This is a genomic window from Rhodanobacter sp. Col0626, from assembly GCF_049994385.1.
Lineage (GTDB): Bacteria > Pseudomonadota > Gammaproteobacteria > Xanthomonadales > Rhodanobacteraceae > Rhodanobacter.
On record NZ_CP188260.1, the window covers coordinates 4,219,808 to 4,235,246 of the forward strand.

14 protein-coding genes are annotated in these 15,439 nt (G+C 66.7%); 8 read left to right on the plus strand and 6 right to left on the minus strand.

The genetic code is table 11. From position 1 onward, the window contains the following. A complete protein-coding gene (locus ACPPVV_RS18620) occupies positions 1-801 on the minus strand; it encodes a 3-hydroxybutyrate dehydrogenase (RefSeq protein ID WP_426701340.1) in 801 nt (266 codons plus the stop codon). 159 nt (positions 802-960) lie between these two features. After that, positions 961-2,850, minus strand: coding sequence for a biosynthetic arginine decarboxylase (speA, locus tag ACPPVV_RS18625; RefSeq protein WP_426701341.1), 1,890 nt, complete (start codon positions 2,848-2,850; stop codon positions 961-963). Positions 2,851-3,153: 303 nt separating this feature from the next. Here speA and speE point away from each other — a divergent pair, with 303 nt between their 5' ends. After that, complete coding sequence (gene speE / locus ACPPVV_RS18630; protein ID WP_426701342.1) at positions 3,154-4,008, plus strand: polyamine aminopropyltransferase; 855 nt, start codon at positions 3,154-3,156, stop codon at positions 4,006-4,008. Between the two features lie 34 nt (positions 4,009-4,042). Here the strand turns inward: speE and ACPPVV_RS18635 are convergent, their stop codons facing one another. Next, on the minus strand, positions 4,043-4,237 hold the full coding sequence (locus ACPPVV_RS18635) for an antitermination protein NusB (RefSeq protein WP_426701343.1): 195 nt from the start codon (positions 4,235-4,237) through the stop codon (positions 4,043-4,045). A 152-nt stretch (positions 4,238-4,389) separates the two neighbouring features. Between ACPPVV_RS18635 and ACPPVV_RS18640 the strand changes: the two genes are divergently transcribed. The 5 genes from ACPPVV_RS18640 to ACPPVV_RS18660 all read left to right on the plus strand — a co-directional run bounded on the left by ACPPVV_RS18640 (position 4,390) and on the right by ACPPVV_RS18660 (position 9,256). Beyond that, positions 4,390-5,421 (plus strand): hypothetical protein, encoded by a 1,032-nt coding sequence (locus ACPPVV_RS18640; protein WP_426701344.1) that lies wholly within the window; start codon positions 4,390-4,392, stop codon positions 5,419-5,421. 105 nt (positions 5,422-5,526) lie between these two features. Next, a complete protein-coding gene (locus ACPPVV_RS18645) occupies positions 5,527-6,159 on the plus strand; it encodes a P-loop NTPase (RefSeq protein ID WP_426701345.1) in 633 nt (210 codons plus the stop codon). Between the two features lie 58 nt (positions 6,160-6,217). Then, entirely contained in the window at positions 6,218-6,691 is a 474-nt protein-coding gene (locus ACPPVV_RS18650) for a SixA phosphatase family protein (protein ID WP_426701346.1), read from the plus strand. Beyond that, a complete protein-coding gene (locus tag ACPPVV_RS18655; RefSeq protein WP_426701347.1) occupies positions 6,688-7,308 on the plus strand; it encodes a YceI family protein in 621 nt (206 codons plus the stop codon). The genes ACPPVV_RS18650 and ACPPVV_RS18655 overlap by 4 nt, the downstream gene beginning before the upstream one ends. A gap of 73 nt (positions 7,309-7,381) precedes the next feature. Further along, positions 7,382-9,256 carry a phospholipase D-like domain-containing protein gene (locus ACPPVV_RS18660; RefSeq protein ID WP_426701348.1) on the plus strand — a complete coding sequence of 625 codons (1,875 nt, stop codon included), beginning with the start codon at positions 7,382-7,384 and terminating at the stop codon, positions 9,254-9,256. Positions 9,257-9,265: 9 nt separating this feature from the next. Here the strand turns inward: ACPPVV_RS18660 and ACPPVV_RS18665 are convergent, their stop codons facing one another. Then, positions 9,266-9,808 carry an energy transducer TonB family protein gene (locus tag ACPPVV_RS18665; RefSeq protein WP_426701349.1) on the minus strand — a complete coding sequence of 181 codons (543 nt, stop codon included), beginning with the start codon at positions 9,806-9,808 and terminating at the stop codon, positions 9,266-9,268. 19 nt (positions 9,809-9,827) lie between these two features. Beyond that, positions 9,828-11,114: an acetyl-CoA C-acetyltransferase gene (locus ACPPVV_RS18670; RefSeq protein ID WP_426701350.1), complete on the minus strand. Its 1,287-nt coding sequence runs from the start codon at positions 11,112-11,114 to the stop codon at positions 9,828-9,830. Between the two features lie 116 nt (positions 11,115-11,230). Between ACPPVV_RS18670 and ACPPVV_RS18675 the strand changes: the two genes are divergently transcribed. Together ACPPVV_RS18675 and ACPPVV_RS18680 are read left to right on the plus strand one after the other, a co-directional pair. Beyond that, on the plus strand, positions 11,231-12,373 hold the full coding sequence (locus tag ACPPVV_RS18675) for a hypothetical protein (RefSeq protein WP_426701351.1): 1,143 nt from the start codon (positions 11,231-11,233) through the stop codon (positions 12,371-12,373). A gap of 92 nt (positions 12,374-12,465) precedes the next feature. Beyond that, positions 12,466-14,940 (plus strand): sensor domain-containing protein, encoded by a 2,475-nt coding sequence (locus ACPPVV_RS18680; protein ID WP_426701352.1) that lies wholly within the window; start codon positions 12,466-12,468, stop codon positions 14,938-14,940. Between the two features lie 9 nt (positions 14,941-14,949). On the opposite strand, the gene ACPPVV_RS18685 is transcribed toward ACPPVV_RS18680, so the two are convergent. Continuing rightward, complete coding sequence (locus ACPPVV_RS18685; RefSeq protein ID WP_426701353.1) at positions 14,950-15,438, minus strand: N-acetyltransferase family protein; 489 nt, start codon at positions 15,436-15,438, stop codon at positions 14,950-14,952. Position 15,439 lies beyond the last annotated feature (1 nt).

The following is a 15,439-nucleotide window of genomic DNA, read 5'->3' on the forward strand; positions in this document are numbered from 1 at the left end:
TTACTGCATGAACCAACCGTGGCTGACCACGATCGATTGTCCGGTCAGCGCAGCGGATGGGAAGGTGGCCAGGTACAGCGCGGTCTGCGCGATGTCCTCGACGGTGGTGAACACGCCATCGACGGTATCCTTCAGCATCACGTTCCTGATCACTTCGTCCTCGCTGATGCCCAGCTCCCTGGCCTGCTCCGGAATCTGCTTCTCGACCAGCGGCGTGCGCACGAAGCCCGGGCAGATCACGTGCGAGCGCACGTTATGCGGCGCGCCTTCCTTGGCCAGCGTGCGGGCCAGGCCGAGCAGGCCGTGCTTGGCGGTGACATAGGCGGACTTCAGCTTCGAGGCCTCGTGCGAATGCACCGAGCCCATGTAGATCACGATGCCGCCGCGGCTGTGGCCGGTACCGTCATCCTTGTACATATGTTTCAGCGCCGCCTTGGTGGTGAGGAAACCGCCGTCGAGGTGGATCGCCAGCATTTTCTTCCAGTCGGCGAAGGCGAACTGCTCGATCGGGTTGATGATCTGCACCCCGGCGTTGGAAATCAGGACGTCCAGACGGCCAAACGCGGCAACCACCTTGTCGGTGCCGGCGTTGACCGCGTCCTCGCTGGTCACGTCCATTGCCACGCCGATCGCCTTGCCGCCGGCGGCGTTGATCTCCGTAGCTACCGCATCCGCGGCTTCCTGATTGATATCGGCGATCGCCACGCTGGCGCCGTTCTTCGCATACAACTCGGCGATCGCCTTGCCCAGGCCACTGGCCGCGCCGGTGATCAGGGCGACTTTGCCGTTGAGACTTGTCATGCGTTGCTCCTTCGGGGATCCAGGGGATTGGGAGTGTCCTTCTCCCTTTGGGAGAAGGTGGCGCGAAGCGACGGATGAGGGTTCGGGGCCGAGGCAAAGTTTGCGCTCCCGGCCGAACCCTCACCCCAACCCCTCTCCCGGAGGGAGAGGGGCTTTCAATCAATGCATGTCTTCGGCCAGGTAGGTGTAGGCCGTGAGGCCGCCATTGAGCACGTCGTACAGCTGCCCGGCTTCCGCGCCGCTCATGCCGGCGCTGGCGATGCGCTCGCGATAGCTTTGCCGCAGTGCTTCCAGGTCGTAGCCGACATAGTCGAGCATCAGGTCGGTGGTATCGCCACGGCGCACGTGGGCGAAGGTGTAGCCGTCGCCGTCCACGCGTACGTTGACCGCATCGGTGTCGCCGAACAGGTTGTGGATGTCGCCCAGGGTCTCCTGGTAGGCGCCGACCATGAAGATACCGAGCCGATAGCTTTCGCCGTGCTTGAGCTCGTGCAGCGGCAGGCTCACATCGACGCCCTCGGCGTCGACGTAGTGGTCGATGCGGCCGTCCGAATCGCAGGTGAGGTCGACGATGACCCCACGGCGCGTGGGCTGTTCGTCCAGGCGGGCGATCGGCGCGATCGGGAAGATCTGGCCGATCGCCCAGACGTCCGGCACCGACTCGAACACCGAAAAGTTGACGAAGTACTTGTCGACCAGCTTCTCGTCCAGCTCGTCCAGCGCCTGTCGATGCGAGCGCTCGGCCGGCAGCAGGCGCAGCCGCACGGCGCTGGTGATCGCGTAGTACATCTCGTCCAGCCGCGCGCGGTCGGCCAATGCCAGCTGGCCCAGCGCGTACAGCGTCTGGCCTTCGCTCAGGTGATGCTGGGCTTCGTGGAACAGTTCCAGCGCGGGGCGTCGGTCCAGTTCCTCCCAGGTCTCGCGCAAGCGGCGCAGCACGGCCGGTTCGTCCGCGCAGGGTGGCGGAATCGCCCCGGCCGGCACCTGCTCGACCTCGGTCACGTTGACCACCATCACCGCGTGGTGCGCGGTCATCGCGCGGCCGGCCTCGGTGAGGATGTGCGGCGCAGCCAGGCCTTCGGCCGCCACCGCCTCGGCCAGCGATTGCACGATGGTGGTGGCGTACTGCTCGATCGAGTAGTTGATCGAGTTGTGGCTGCGCGAGCGCGAGCCTTCGTAGTCCACGCCCAGCCCGCCGCCCACGTCGACGATCTCCAGCGGTACGTCCATCCGGCGCAGCTCGACGAAGTAGCGGGTCGCCTCGCGCATGCCGTTGGCGATGTCGCGCACGTTGGAGATCTGCGAGCCCATGTGGAAGTGCTGCAGTTTCAGCGTGTGCTTGAGGCCAGCCGCGTCGAGCCGTTCGATCAGGGTCAGCACCTGGTTCGGCGACAACCCGAACTTGCCCTTGTCGCCACCGGTGTTCTGCCACTTGCCGGCACCGATCGAGGCGAGCCGCACGCGCACGCCGAGCAGCGGCTCGACGTCCAGCGCCTTCGCCTCGCTGAACACGTGGTCCAGTTCGGACAGCTTCTCGATCACGATGTGCACGCGCAAGCCGAGCTTGCGTCCGATCAGCGCAAGGCGAATGTATTCGCGATCCTTGTAGCCGTTGCAGATCACGATGGAACCGGGTCGCGCCATCGCCAGCACCGCCATCAGCTCGGGTTTCGAGCCTGCTTCCAGGCCGAAGCCGTGGGTGCCGGCAGCGACCAGCTCGCCAGCCACGCCGCGCTGCTGGTTGACCTTGATCGGGTAGATCGCGGTGTAGCCGCCGGCGTAGCCATGCTCGGCGATCGCCTGGGCGAACGCGCCCTGCAACCGCGCCAGGCGATCAGCCAGGATATCGGGGAAGCGCACCAGCAACGGCAATCGCAGGCCCTCGGCGCGGGCGCGTTCGACGATTTGCGGCAACGACAGCGCAGGCCCGTAGGCTCCGCGCGGGCGCATGACGATCTCACCGGCATCGCTCACGTCGACATAGCCGTCGCTCCAGTGCGGCACGGCGTAGGTGTGGCGGGCGGTATCGGTGGTCCAGTGATTCGACATCAGCGTAGCTCCTTGTGCAGGCGCTTGTTACAAGCATGGATGATGTCGTCGCAGCGGCGAGCCTTGACGTCTTGCTCAACGATGGGAGCACGAGTCCGAGCGACCGGAAGCCTCGCACGCCGCGGGGCCGATCAGACTGGTCGGCCACCGATCTGCTGCGTCGGCAGGGCCAGCGGCCATTGTAATGGGCGCCTGTGACGATATGCGCAACGCGGCATTGTCCGCTGTCGGGACGTTCACCGCCGTTATCGCTACAATCGGCGGTCTTTGTCCTTCCACCCCGGTTCGTCAGGAACACCCGCCATGTCGCAGCAGCTCAGCTGGTTCACCGAAGCCCACCAGGCTTCCGGCTCCTCCATCGGTTTCCGCACCGAGCAACTGCTGCATGCAGAGAAGACGCCGTTCCAGACCATCGAGATCTACAAGACCACCGACTGGGGCAACCTGATGGTGATCGATGGGTGCGTGATGCTGACCACCCGCGACAACTTCTTCTATCACGAGATGATGACCCACCCGGCGCTGTTCACCCATGCGCGCGCCAAGCGCGTGGTGGTCATCGGCGGCGGCGATTGCGGCACGCTGCGCGAGGTGCTGAAGCACGAGGAAGTCGAGTCCGCCGTGCAGGTGGAGATCGATGAGCGCGTGACCCGCCTGGCCGAGGAGTATTTCCCCGAGCTGTGCGAATCGAACAACGATCCGCGCGCCGAGCTGCTGTTCATCGACGGCATCAAGTACATGGCCGAGTGCGAGCCCGACTCGCTGGACCTGGTGATCGTCGACTCGACCGATCCGGTCGGCCCGGCCGAAGGCCTGTTCAACGCCGCGTTCTACGCCAGCTGCTACAAGGCGCTGCGCCATGGCGGCCTGCTGGTGCAACAGAGCGAATCGCCGCTGGCCCACCTGGACCTGATCAAGTCGATGCGCTCGGCGATGCGCACCACCGGTTTCAGTGCGGTGAAGACGCTGCCGTTCCCGCAGCCGTGCTACCCCACCGGCTGGTGGAGCTGCACGATGGCGCGCAAGGGTGGCGACCTGTCCGGCTTCCGCGAGCGTGGCGCTTCAGCCAAGAACTTCCCGACCCGTTACTACAACGCCGACATCCACAAGGGCGCGCTGGCCCAGCCGGAATTCATGCGCGAGGAACTCGGCGAATAAAATCGCCACGATGATCGCGTCGCCGTGGTCGCGATCAGAACAGCGTATTGCGCACCTTCGGCAGCACGACCAGCAACAACGTGGCGAGCGGGCCAAACAACAGCGACAACAGGAACCACAGCAATCCGCTGCGGTTCTTGCCCTGCGCCAGGGCGGCATTGATCAAGGCCAGCGTGCCCCATCCGACGAACCAGGGTGCGCCGCCGGCAAATGTCGACAAATGATCCACTACGCGTCTCCGAACTGTGAGCGGCGCGGCCACGCGCCGAAACGTGCATCCTAGCAAGCCGTGCGGTGAGTGCCCGCCTCGGCCGGTCGCCGGATCAGCCGCGCTTAATCCGCAGGCAGTATGCTGAACGCTTTGATTGTGGACTCGAGCCCATGACGCGTGGACTACGCTACCTTGCCCTGGCCTGCGCACTGGCGCTGGCGGCGACACCGGCATTCGCCGCCGACCAGGCCGCCGCCAAAAACCCTCACGAACCGAGCAAGGCGGCCAAGGCGCGCGACAAGGCCCAGCTGGCGTTCCAGCGCGATCTGGTCAGCGTGCTGGCGCCGCGCGCCGATGCGCTGCCTCTGCTTGGGGCCGCCCTGTTGGCCCGGCCGCTGTTCAACCAGCCACCAAGCAACGGCTTCCATGCCCTGATTGCACGCGCCGCACATGCCGACGGTGCCGACGCCGCGGTCAGCTGGGTGTGGCTGGCCGATTGCGACGACAAGGCTGATGCCTGCCCGAATGCCGCCGCGCTGGACAAGCTGCTCACCCAGGCGCCGGACAACGCCGCCGTCTGGCTGCTCAAACTCGGCACCGACACGCACGCGATGAAGTCGGATGCCGCCCGCGAAGATCTCGCCAAGGCCGCGGCCGCCAAGCTTTACGACGATTACACCGGCACCAGCATGAAAGTGCTCGCCGGCTCGATCGGCGTACTGCCGCCACCGGCCGATACCTTCGATCCAGCCCACAAGGGCGGGGCGGTGGGCATGCAGACCGTGCTGGTGTTCGGGCTTGCCGGCACCCAGCCGCAGCCGAACCTGCGGCTGGTCGCCAAGCTGTGTGAAAGCGCCAGCGAGGATGCCTCGATCAAGGCGGACTGCCTGAAGCTGAGCAAGACGCTCGAATGGGGCTCCAGTCCGCTGGCGCGTTCGCTCGGCCTGCACCTGCGTGAAGTGCTGGCGGACGATCCGGCGCAACAGCAGGAGGCCAAGGATGCCCGCCGCAACCTGATCTGGCAGGTGCAGAACTTCGGCCAGTTGCAGGCCCGCGTGCAGGACGATCCGGCACTGGCGCAACATCTGCTGGCGCTGGCGCGCAGCGGCGGCACCGAGATGAGCCTGGTGCTGGCGGCGTTGCGCGACAACAACATTCCGGTCGACGCACCCACCGACTGGCAGCCGCAAGCGGCGAAATAGACGCGACGAAGGTGGCCGGATGCCGCGGCGGTCACTTTCTTCCCCGTTCCCCTTTCCCTGTTCCCCGGTTAGGCTTGAGCCACCTTCCGTGGCAAGGGTGAACCGATGCTTACGACGCTGGTGGCAAGCAGCAAGGGCGGTTGCGGCAAGAGCACGCTGGTGACGCAACTGGCGTCGCACTGGGCACAGGCGGGGCAGCACACCGCGATCATCGACGCCGATCGGCAGCATTCCAGCTTCCACTGGGCCGAGCTCAGACCGGACAACGTCCCCGGCGTACTGGCCCTCGAAGGCGGCCGACGCAACCTGCAACGTCTACCTCCGGATACCCAGCAGTTGCTGATCGACACGCCCGCCGGCTCCGGCGAGCGTGAACTCGAGCCCTATCTCGACGTGGCAGACGTGCTGCTGGTGCCCGTCCTTCCTTCCTCGTTCGATCTCAATGCCACACTGCATTTCCTCGCCGAACTGCGGTCGATCAAGCGCATCCAGCGCGGCAAACTGCCGGTGGCGCTGGTCGCCAACCGGCTCAAGCCGTGGACCCATGCCAGCCAGGATGCGATCGCCCAGCTCGCCGAACAATCGCCATTCCCGATCGCCGCGCAACTGCGCGACAGCCAGGCCTATGTGCTGCTTGCCGGCCTGGGCAAAGGCATTTTCGATTACCAGTCCGAACAGGTACGCAACCATCAGCAGGACTGGAAAGCCCTGCTGCGCTGGATCAAGCGCCAACACTGAAGCCAGCCCATCGACGACGCATCACGCACCCCTGCGCGACCCCACCCCGGAGCCTTACATGCACGAACTGATCTTGTTGCGGCACGCCGAAGCCGTGCCGATAGAAACCTCCGGTGACGACCAGGACCGCTCGCTGAGCACCCGCGGCGAACAGGAAGCCCAGGCTGCCGGACTGTGGCTGGCCGCCCATGGCATCCGCCCCGATCGTGTGCTGTGCTCACCGACCCGGCGCACCGACGAGACCACCCGACTGGCGCTGGCCGCGATCGATTCCGCACCGGTGCCGCAAATGGCCCGGGAAATCTACGACGCCTCGCCCGGCGAACTGCTGGCGCTGCTCGACCAGCACGGCGACGCCGGCACGGTGATGCTGGTCGGCCACAATCCCGGCATCGAGCGACTGGTCGCGCTGCTGGTCGAGGGACGCTCCGACGAGTTCCGCGGTATGCCGCCCGGGGCGCTGGCCGTGCTGCACCTGGACGGCGCACTGGAACCGGGCAATGCCCGGCTGGATGCATTCTGGTCGCCGTGAGGCGTTCGCCCGCGCTGCTCCTGCTGGCTGGCGTGGCGCTGCCCGCAGCCTCGGCGCTCTCCACCGATTACCGTATCGAAGCAGATCGCTCGCACGCCGATTTCGCCGTGCGCCTGCTCTGGCTGCACGCCATCGACGGGCGCTTCACCCGGATCGACGGCCAGGTGCGGGTCGATCCGCGCGGCCTGGCCACGGTCGATGCACACATCGGCATCGACAGTCTCGCGATGGCGTCCACACGCTTCCGGAACTGGGCGCTCGGCACCGAGTTCTTCGACGCCGCGCGCTACCCCCGCATCCACTTCGTGTCCGAGCCGGTCGCGCTGGCCACGCTCAACAACGGTGGCGCGCTCGATGGTCTGCTCAACCTGCACGGCGTCACCTTGCCGGTGCATTTCGAGCTGCGGCCGACCGACTGCCGCACGATTTCCACCGGCTGCGTGATCCAGGTCCATGGCACGCTTTCGCGTGGCGCATTCGGCATGGACAGCCACCGCGCCGCGCTTTCCGACCAGGTGCAGCTGGGCTTGTCGATCACGCTGGGGACGCCACCGGCCAGCACATCAAACGGTGAGCCTGTCCGGGACCTTCGAATGTCCCGCGCCGGAAGCCGTTAGCGGCGGCCAGGCCAGACCCAACGCCATCGGAAATTTTGAACAGGCGCCTGGCCATCCCCCGTATCATGGGCACATGCCCGTGCGCCTGCTCGCCCTGTTCACGCTGTTCGCCGCCGTCCTGCTGCAAGGCTGCACGCTGTCGCACGCGCAGATCCGTCGCGCCGATGCGCTGGTCGAAGCTACCATCGACCGCAGCAGCAGCTGCGATCGGCCCGACCACTGCGCCGTGCCATCGCCGCTGCTCGACGCGGCCACCCGGGCGCTGACGGACTCCACGGCACAGCACCCGGTGCACGTGGTCACCCTGCTCGACGACAGCGAGCCGGCGCTGGCCGCACGCATCAACCTGATCCGCGCCGCCCGTCAGTCGATCGACATGCAGACCTACATCTGGGACCAGGACGACGCCGGCCAGCTGGTGCTGGACGAACTGGTGCAGGCGGCGCGGCGTGGCGTGCTGGTGCGCATCCTGGCCGACCAGTTGTTTTCCTTCGACGACATGGACCTGCTCGACCGGCTGGCCCGGGTCAGCCCCAACCTGCAGGTCCGCCTGTACAACCCGACCTTCCACAACGCGCACACGCCACCGCTGGAATTCGCCGCCGGCGTGCTGTGCTGCTTCGGGCATTTCAACCAACGCATGCACAACAAGCTGATGCTGGTGGACGACCGCATCGGCATCACCGGCGGGCGCAACTACGAGGACCGCTATTTCAACTGGGACGACGAGTTCGACTATGTCGACCGCGACGTCATGGTCGGTGGCCCGGCCGCGCTGCAGATGGCGGCCAGCTTCGAGCTGTTCTGGCGGCACAAGCGCTCGGTGCCGCTGACCCACCTGCGTGACGTCAACCGGCGCATCCAGGCCGACCGTGTCGCACCGGTGTGGCCGGCACCCCACTACCGAAGGCCGTTGCGGGTCGCCCAGGTGCAACAGGCCGCCGAAGATCCGCAATGGCTGAGCGCATGGCTGGTCGAACCCTCGATGCAGGTCGGCCAGGTCGAGTACTTCAGCGACCTGCCGGCCAAGACCGACAAGCCGCACAAGCAACGCGCGCTGGATTTCACCCACCACATCATGCGAATGATCGGCGCGGCGAAACACGAAGTGCTGCTGCAGACGCCGTACCTGGTGATGAGCAAGCGCGCCCAGCGCATCTTCAAGCGATTGCACGGGAGCGATGCGCCGCCGCGGGTGATCGTCTCGACCAACTCGCTGGCCTCGACCGATGCGTTTGCCGTTTACGCGATGTCGTACAAGCATCGCAAGCGGTACCTGAAGACCTTCGGTTTCGAGATCCACGAATTGAAACCGCATGCGCCAGGCCCGGCGGTGGACAACGAACTGGCCAACCTCGGCATGGACACGACCTCGCTGCCGGTCGAAACCGCCAGCCCGGCCAGCGCCACCGAGGCGCGCGTTCACCTTCTGGGCAGCCGCAGCGGCAGCAACAGCCGGCCGGCGCCACTGCTCAGCGAAGGACGCCGTTTCGGCCTGCATGCTAAATCGATCGTGATCGACGACGAGTTCGCGATGGTGGGTTCGCACAACTTCGATCCGCGCTCGGACCACTACAACACCGAAGCGGGCGTGATCATCTACGACAACACGTTCGCCAATCAGCTGCGCCGGAACATCATGCGCAACACCCAACCGGAAAACGCCTGGGTGATCGCACCGCGACAACCGTTGGTGCCGGTGCTGTCCGACATCAACCAGGCCATCGGCACCGTCTCGGAGAGCCTGCCGCTGTTCGACCTGTGGCCCTTCCGCTACGCCACCAGCTACGACCTCAAGCCCGGCTGCCATCCGATGCGCGCCGTCGACCCCGGCTTTTATACCTGCTACCAGCCGGTCGGCGACTTCCCCGATGTGGCGCTGTCGCCCAAGCTCATCATCACCCGGTTGTTCACCGCGTTCGGCGCAGGTGCCAAGGGCGTGATGTAGGACGCGGCGTTACGGAACGCGGGCGAGACTGTCGCGGGACGAGAAGCGCATCGGCAACTCGCCGCCGAAGCCGTCGGGGTGACCGGGCGGCACCGCGAAACGCCAGCCCTGCACGCTGCGCAAGGCATGTTCGTCGAGTACCGGATCGCCGCTGGATTCGGTCAGGCGGGCGGCACGGACCCGACCACCGCCATCGATGTCCACGTGCAGCCGCACCTGGCCGTCCAGATGGCCACGCAAGCTGTCCCACGTTTGCGAGCCGTCGTCCGGCGTCGCCAGCGGCATCAGCGGCACGGCTGCCTGCGCGGTGCCGCTGTCGGCATCGATCGGCTGCAGCGGCGCGCGATGCGCCTGCACGACGTAAACCGGGCCATGCGAACGGCGCCTCGAGGGCAGGGCGTGCGGAACGGCGTGCGCGTGCCTGACGACGGCGGCAAACCGCGACGCCGGCCCGTGCCAGTGGGAGGTCAACGTGCTGAGCCAGCCGGTGCCGGCGATGCCGATCGCCAGCGCCAATGCACTCAGGCCCGTGGTGGTGCGCAGTCGCGGCATGGTCGTGCGGCGTCCGGATCTACGGCCGTTCGAGGATAGCTGTGACACCCATGCCGCCGGCGGTGCAGATCGAGATCAGCCCGCGGCCGGTGCCTTTCTGCTCCAGCAATTTCGCCAGCGTGGCGATGATGCGCGCGCCGGTGGCCGCGAAGGGGTGGCCCACCGCCAAGCTGGAACCGTGCACGTTGAGTTTGGCCGGATCGATCGAGCCCAGCGGCGCATCCAGGCCGAGCCGGTTCTTGCAGTAATCGGCCGACTCCCATGCATGCAGCGTGCACAACACTTGCGCCGCGAAGGCTTCGTGGATCTCGTAGTAATCGAAATCCTGCAGGGTCAGGCCGTTGCGCGCCAGCATGCGCGGCACCGCGATGGTTGGTGCCATCAGCAGGCCTTCGCCATGGACGAAATCCACCGCAGCCACTTCGGCATCGCGCAGGTAGGCCTGGATTTTCAGGCCGCGCTGCGCAGCCCACTCATCGCTGCCCAGCAACACGGCGGCAGCGCCATCGGACAGGCCGGTGGAGTTGCCCGCGGTGAGCGTGCCGTGGCCGGAGGTCTTGTCGAACGCCGGCTTCAGCGACGCCAGCTTGTCCATCGTCGAATCGGGCCGCAGGAAGCCGTCGCGCTTCAGGCCGCGGAACGGCACCAGCAGGTTCTCGAAGAAACCGGCGTCATAGGCGGCGGCCAGCTTGTGATGGCTGTCCAGCGCCAGCTGGTCCTGCGACTCGCGCGTGATGTGCCACTCCTTCGCCATCTGTTCGCAGTGATCGCCCATCGATTTGCCGGTGCGCGGCTCGGCCACGCCGGGAAACGAGGGTTTCAGCTCGCTGAAGGAGAACCCGCGCACGGCGGCGCGCAGTTTGTCCATCGGCGTCTTGGCGCGGTTCATCGCCAGCAAACGCTTGCGCAGGCGGCTGCCGTAGACGATCGGCACATCGGAGGTGGTGTCCGAACCGGCCGCGATGCCGGCCTCGATCTGCCCGGCGGCGATTTTGTTGGCGATGATGATCGCGTTGTCCAGCGAGGTACCGCAGGCGCGCGCGGTGGTGATGCCGGGCGTGGTCGGCGCCAGCCCGGAACTGAGCAGCGCCTCGCGCGCCAGGTTCCAGTCGGACGAATGCTTGATCACCGCACCGAGCGCCACTTCGCCGAGCTCCACGCCGTGCAGGCCGAAGCGTTCGACCAGCGCGCCGAGCACTTTCACCGACATGCCGAAGTTGCCGACGTCGGCATACGCGGTGTTGTTGCGACAGAACGGGATGCGTACGCCGCCGATCACCCCGACGCGCCTCTGCGTATTTTCCATGCTCAGAACAGTCCACAACTCAAGTCAGTCAAGGCTAACCCGCCATGCCGCGCGGCGGAAGCCCAAAACGCTGAATGGTAGAATCGGTCCCCTTTGCCGTTCGGAATCATCACCGCGTGGAAACACAGACGCTGCTCGCCCTGCCCATCGTGCTGGCCCTGGAGCCGGTCGCCGGCGAGCCACCGGCACGGATGACGCTCAACCGTGACGAAGCCGCCGAGCTGGCGCAGCTGGTTGCCGCCGACCTGCACAGCCTGGTGCCGCAGGTCGACACGGCGCGCCTGGCACTCGCCGGCGCGCTGTTCGACCAGGTCGAACTGTTGCGGCCCGGCTTTCCGGTGTGGGCCACGCTGGACGAACTGGCCCGGCGCGTGCCGCGCGGCCATCTGGAAAACGTGGTGGCGTTCGGCACCCACGATGGCCACATGCCAACGCAGCCGCTGGAGCCCTCGCCCATCCATGCCGACGGTCCGATGCGACTGCTGCCGCTGAACCTGCTGGCCCCGGCGGAGCTGGCCGAAGCACTGTCCGACCAACTGGAAATCCAGCTGGTCGGCCGCGGCGAAGCCGGCCCACTGACCGCCGACTGGCTGATGCGCACGCTCGGCATCCGGCTGGAACACGTGCGCTACCTCAGCCGCAACGATCTGCTGGCGCTGACCTGCGTGCAGTACGAACACGTCAACCTGGCCGCGCTGTGGGTTCTGCTGGAAGCCGCGCTGCTGACCCCGAATCGCGACGAATCGGTGTTGAGCGCCCGCGGCCTGGCGCTGCACTACACCCAGGGCTCGGTGCTGGCGCAGTCGCCGGCGCAATGGCTGGCCGCGCAGACCGGCGACAACGCCGGACGTGCGCATGCGTTTGCCGGCATCGTGTTCGAGCTGCGCCAGTACGCCGCGCTGCTCGATGCGCATCAGCTGCCCCTGCAGCTGCAAACCTCGACGCCGCAGGCTGCTGAAGCCGAGGCCGGCTACCTGCTGGAAACCCTGGCCGCGGTCGAACCCGACTACGACCCGCCGGCGCTGTTCGCCCACGAGGCGGCCGGTCTCGGTGTGGTGGCGATCACCGTGGCGCAGCGCGGCGACGGTGGTCGGGCGCGCGCGCTGGCGCACGGCTATCCGCTGCAACCGCAGGCGCTGGGACCCTTGCTGGCACGGCTGGCCGATCGTTATGGCATTGCCGGTGAACTGCATGCGCTGGGCCGGATCGTGCTGGACGACCACGGCCAGCTGGGCGCGCCGGCCACGCCGCTGCATTGAACAGCCCTGTTCGTTGACCACTGGGCAAGGAGGGCAACTCGGCGCATGATGCAGCGGCGTTGACAGGGGGCGCCACAGCAGACGGAATAACCATGCGGCCGCAGAAGCCAGCCCAGGTATTGCCATCGCTTCTCGACGGGCCGGACTGGTCCGCACGGATGTTGCGCGGCGCTCCGGCGCTGCTCGCCTATCTCGATCGTGAACAGCGTTTCCGCTACGCCAACGAAACCCACCGCAGCTGGCTCGGCATCGACCCACAGTGGTTGATCGGCCGGCGCCTGATCGACGTGATCGGCCGGCGCAACCACCGGCTGGCCGGCGCGGCGCTGGAACAGGCGTATGCCGGCCACCTGGCCAGCTACGAGGGCGAGCTCTACAACGGTGGCGAGCGGCGCTACGCCCGTGGCAACTTCCAGCCGGATATCGACGCCGACGGCGAGGTTTGCGGGGTGTTCACCGCGCTGGTCGACATCACCGAGCGCTACACCCTGGAGCTGCAACTGCGCGAAAGCGAGCAGCGCTTCTTCGGTGCGTTCCAGCATGCCGCGATCGGCATGGCGCTGACCCGCCCGGACGGCCGTTTCCTGCGCGTCAACGCGGCGGTCTGCCAGATGCTCGGCTATCGCGAAGAGGAACTGCTGGCGCTGGACATCAACGAGCTCACGCCCGCCGAAGACATCGCGGTCGACGCCCTGCTGATGGCGCAATTGCTGGCCGGCCAGCGCGAGTCGTACCAGCTGGAGAAGCGCAACCTGCACAAGGACGGCCACGTCGTGCACCTACAGCTCAGCGTTTCGCTGGTGCGCGACGAGTATGGCGCGCCGCTGTACTGCGTTTCGCAAGCGCAGGACATCAGCCAGCGCAAGGCGTTCGAGGACGCGCTGCATCGCGAGCGCGAACTGGCCGAAGTCACCCTGCGCTCGATCGGCGATGCGGTGATCACCACCGACCCGCAGCTGCGCATTACTTCGCTCAACCCGATTGCCGAGGCAATGACCGGCTGGGTCGGTGGGGAGGCACGCGGCCATCCGATCGAAGAGATTTTCCAGCTGTTCGATGTCGAGCACGGCCATGCCGTGGCCAATCCGCTGCGTACGGCGATCGCGCACAACACCATCGTCGACCTCGCCGGCAGGGCTCTGCTGCGCCACCGCCACGGCTTCGATACGCCGGTGGAGGACTCCTCCGCGCCGATCCACGACAACGCCGGCAATGTCATCGGCGGCGTGCTGGTGTTCCACGACGTCAGCGAGACCCGCGCGCTGGCGTTGAAGATGATCCACCTGACCCAGCACGATGCGTTGACCGGCCTGCCCAATCGCAGCCAGCTGCACGGGCACATCGGACAGGCGCTGGCCACTGCCGGTCGGCGCCAGCGGCGCGCCGCCTTGCTGTATATCGATATCGATCGCTTCAAGCAGATCAACGAACTGTGCGGCCACGCCGTCGGCGATCGCGCGCTGTGCGCCTTCGCCGCGCAACTGCAACGCTGCCTGCCCGGCGACGCACTGCTCAGCCGTCATGGCGACGATGAATTCGTGGTGGTGTTGCCGCACCTGGACAGCGTCGGCGAGGCGGCCAGCCTGTGCCAGAACCTGATCGCCCAGGGCGAACAGACCCGCGTCGATGGCGTCGCCGAACTGGCGCTGCGGCTCAGCATCGGCGTGAGCATCTATCCGGACGATGCCACCGAGCCGGAAGATCTGCTGCAGCATGCGGAAACCGCGCTGGTCGCGGCGAAGGCGCAGGGCCTGCACGGTTACCGTTTCTTCACCGCATCGATGAACGAGCGCGCGCTTGCGCGCCGGCGGATCGAAACCGCACTGCGCCAGGCGCTGCCGCGACACGAATTGAGCCTGTGCTACCAGCCCAAGGTGGACGCACAGACCGGCCGCATCGTCGGCGCCGAAGCGCTGCTGCGCTGGTATGCGAACGGGCAGGAGCTGTACACGCCGGACCAGTTCATCCCGGTGGCCGAGGACTCGGGGCTGATCCTGCCGATCGGCGCCTGGGTGCTGCGCCAGGCCTGCCGGCAGGCGCAGCTGTGGCAAGGCATCGGCCGGCCCATTCCGGTATCGGTGAATGTTTCGCCGCTGCAGTTTCAGCATACCGAGTTCTATCGCTGGCTCGACGACGTGTTGAACGAAACCGGGCTCGATGCCGGCCTGCTCGAACTGGAGCTCACCGAACGCATGGTGATGTCCGGCGGCGACAGCACCACCAGCCTGCTGCAGCGGATCCGGCAGCGCGGCGTGCGGCTGTCGCTGGATGATTTCGGCACCGGCTATTGCAGCCTGTCCTACCTGAAACATTTTCCGATCGATGCGTTGAAGATCGACCGCGTGTTCGTGCGCGACATCATCAGCGACCCCGACACCGCCACCATCACCAGTGCGATCATCGCGATGGCACGCAGCCTCCACAAGGAGGTCGTCGCCGAAGGCGTGGAAACTCCCGCGCAAGGCGCCTTCCTGCGCGATGCAGGTTGCTCGCAGCTGCAGGGTTATCTGTACGGTGCGCCGATCCCGGCAGACGAGTTCCAGCAGCGGCTCACCGAATCGGACTGAACAGAGCCTCTACGGCGCCGCCGGCAGCAGCGCTTCGTACATGAAATAGTGGCAGCGCTGCATGCCCAGTCCGGCATAGGTTGCCTGCGCATGCCGGTTTTCGGTTTCCACGTAAAGGCGCAGGCCGATCGCGCCGGCGGCCTGCGCGCGCTGTTCGACATCGGCGTACAGCTCACGGAAAACGCCGCCGCGGCGTGCCGCGGGAACCACGTAGACGCTCTGGATCCACCAGAAATCGCCGTCGCGCCAGTCGCTCCACTCGTACGTCACCAGCAGGCTGCCCACGGCCACGCCGTCGCGTTCGGCAACCAGGTAGAAACCTCGCTGCGGTTGTTCGAACACGCCGCGCACACCGCGCTGCAGGATCGCGGGGTCGAGTTGTTTGTGTTCGGTTTCCCATGCCATCGCTGCGTTCCAGGCAACCAGGTCGGGGAGGTCGGCGATCGAGGCGGGGCGAATCGGCAAGGCACGGCTCCAGCGGGCAGGTGAGGGCGCCATC

What these genes read in the sequence shown, in the direction of transcription:
- ACPPVV_RS18620 (WP_426701340.1), bottom strand. Translation starts at nt 801, where the DNA reads ATGACAAGTCTCAACGGCAAAGTCGCCCTGATCACCGGCGCGGCCAGT.
- ACPPVV_RS18665 (WP_426701349.1), bottom strand. Translation starts at nt 9,808, where the DNA reads ATGCCGCGACTGCGCACCACCACGGGCCTGAGTGCATTGGCGCTGGCG.
- ACPPVV_RS18680 (WP_426701352.1), top strand. Translation starts at nt 12,466, where the DNA reads ATGCGGCCGCAGAAGCCAGCCCAGGTATTGCCATCGCTTCTCGACGGG.
- ACPPVV_RS18650 (WP_426701346.1), top strand. Translation starts at nt 6,218, where the DNA reads ATGCACGAACTGATCTTGTTGCGGCACGCCGAAGCCGTGCCGATAGAA.
- ACPPVV_RS18685 (WP_426701353.1), bottom strand. Translation starts at nt 15,438, where the DNA reads ATGGCGCCCTCACCTGCCCGCTGGAGCCGTGCCTTGCCGATTCGCCCC.
- ACPPVV_RS18670 (WP_426701350.1), bottom strand. Translation starts at nt 11,114, where the DNA reads ATGGAAAATACGCAGAGGCGCGTCGGGGTGATCGGCGGCGTACGCATC.
- ACPPVV_RS18640 (WP_426701344.1), top strand. Translation starts at nt 4,390, where the DNA reads ATGACGCGTGGACTACGCTACCTTGCCCTGGCCTGCGCACTGGCGCTG.
- speA (WP_426701341.1), bottom strand. Translation starts at nt 2,850, where the DNA reads ATGTCGAATCACTGGACCACCGATACCGCCCGCCACACCTACGCCGTG.
- ACPPVV_RS18645 (WP_426701345.1), top strand. Translation starts at nt 5,527, where the DNA reads ATGCTTACGACGCTGGTGGCAAGCAGCAAGGGCGGTTGCGGCAAGAGC.
- ACPPVV_RS18660 (WP_426701348.1), top strand. Translation starts at nt 7,382, where the DNA reads ATGCCCGTGCGCCTGCTCGCCCTGTTCACGCTGTTCGCCGCCGTCCTG.
- speE (WP_426701342.1), top strand. Translation starts at nt 3,154, where the DNA reads ATGTCGCAGCAGCTCAGCTGGTTCACCGAAGCCCACCAGGCTTCCGGC.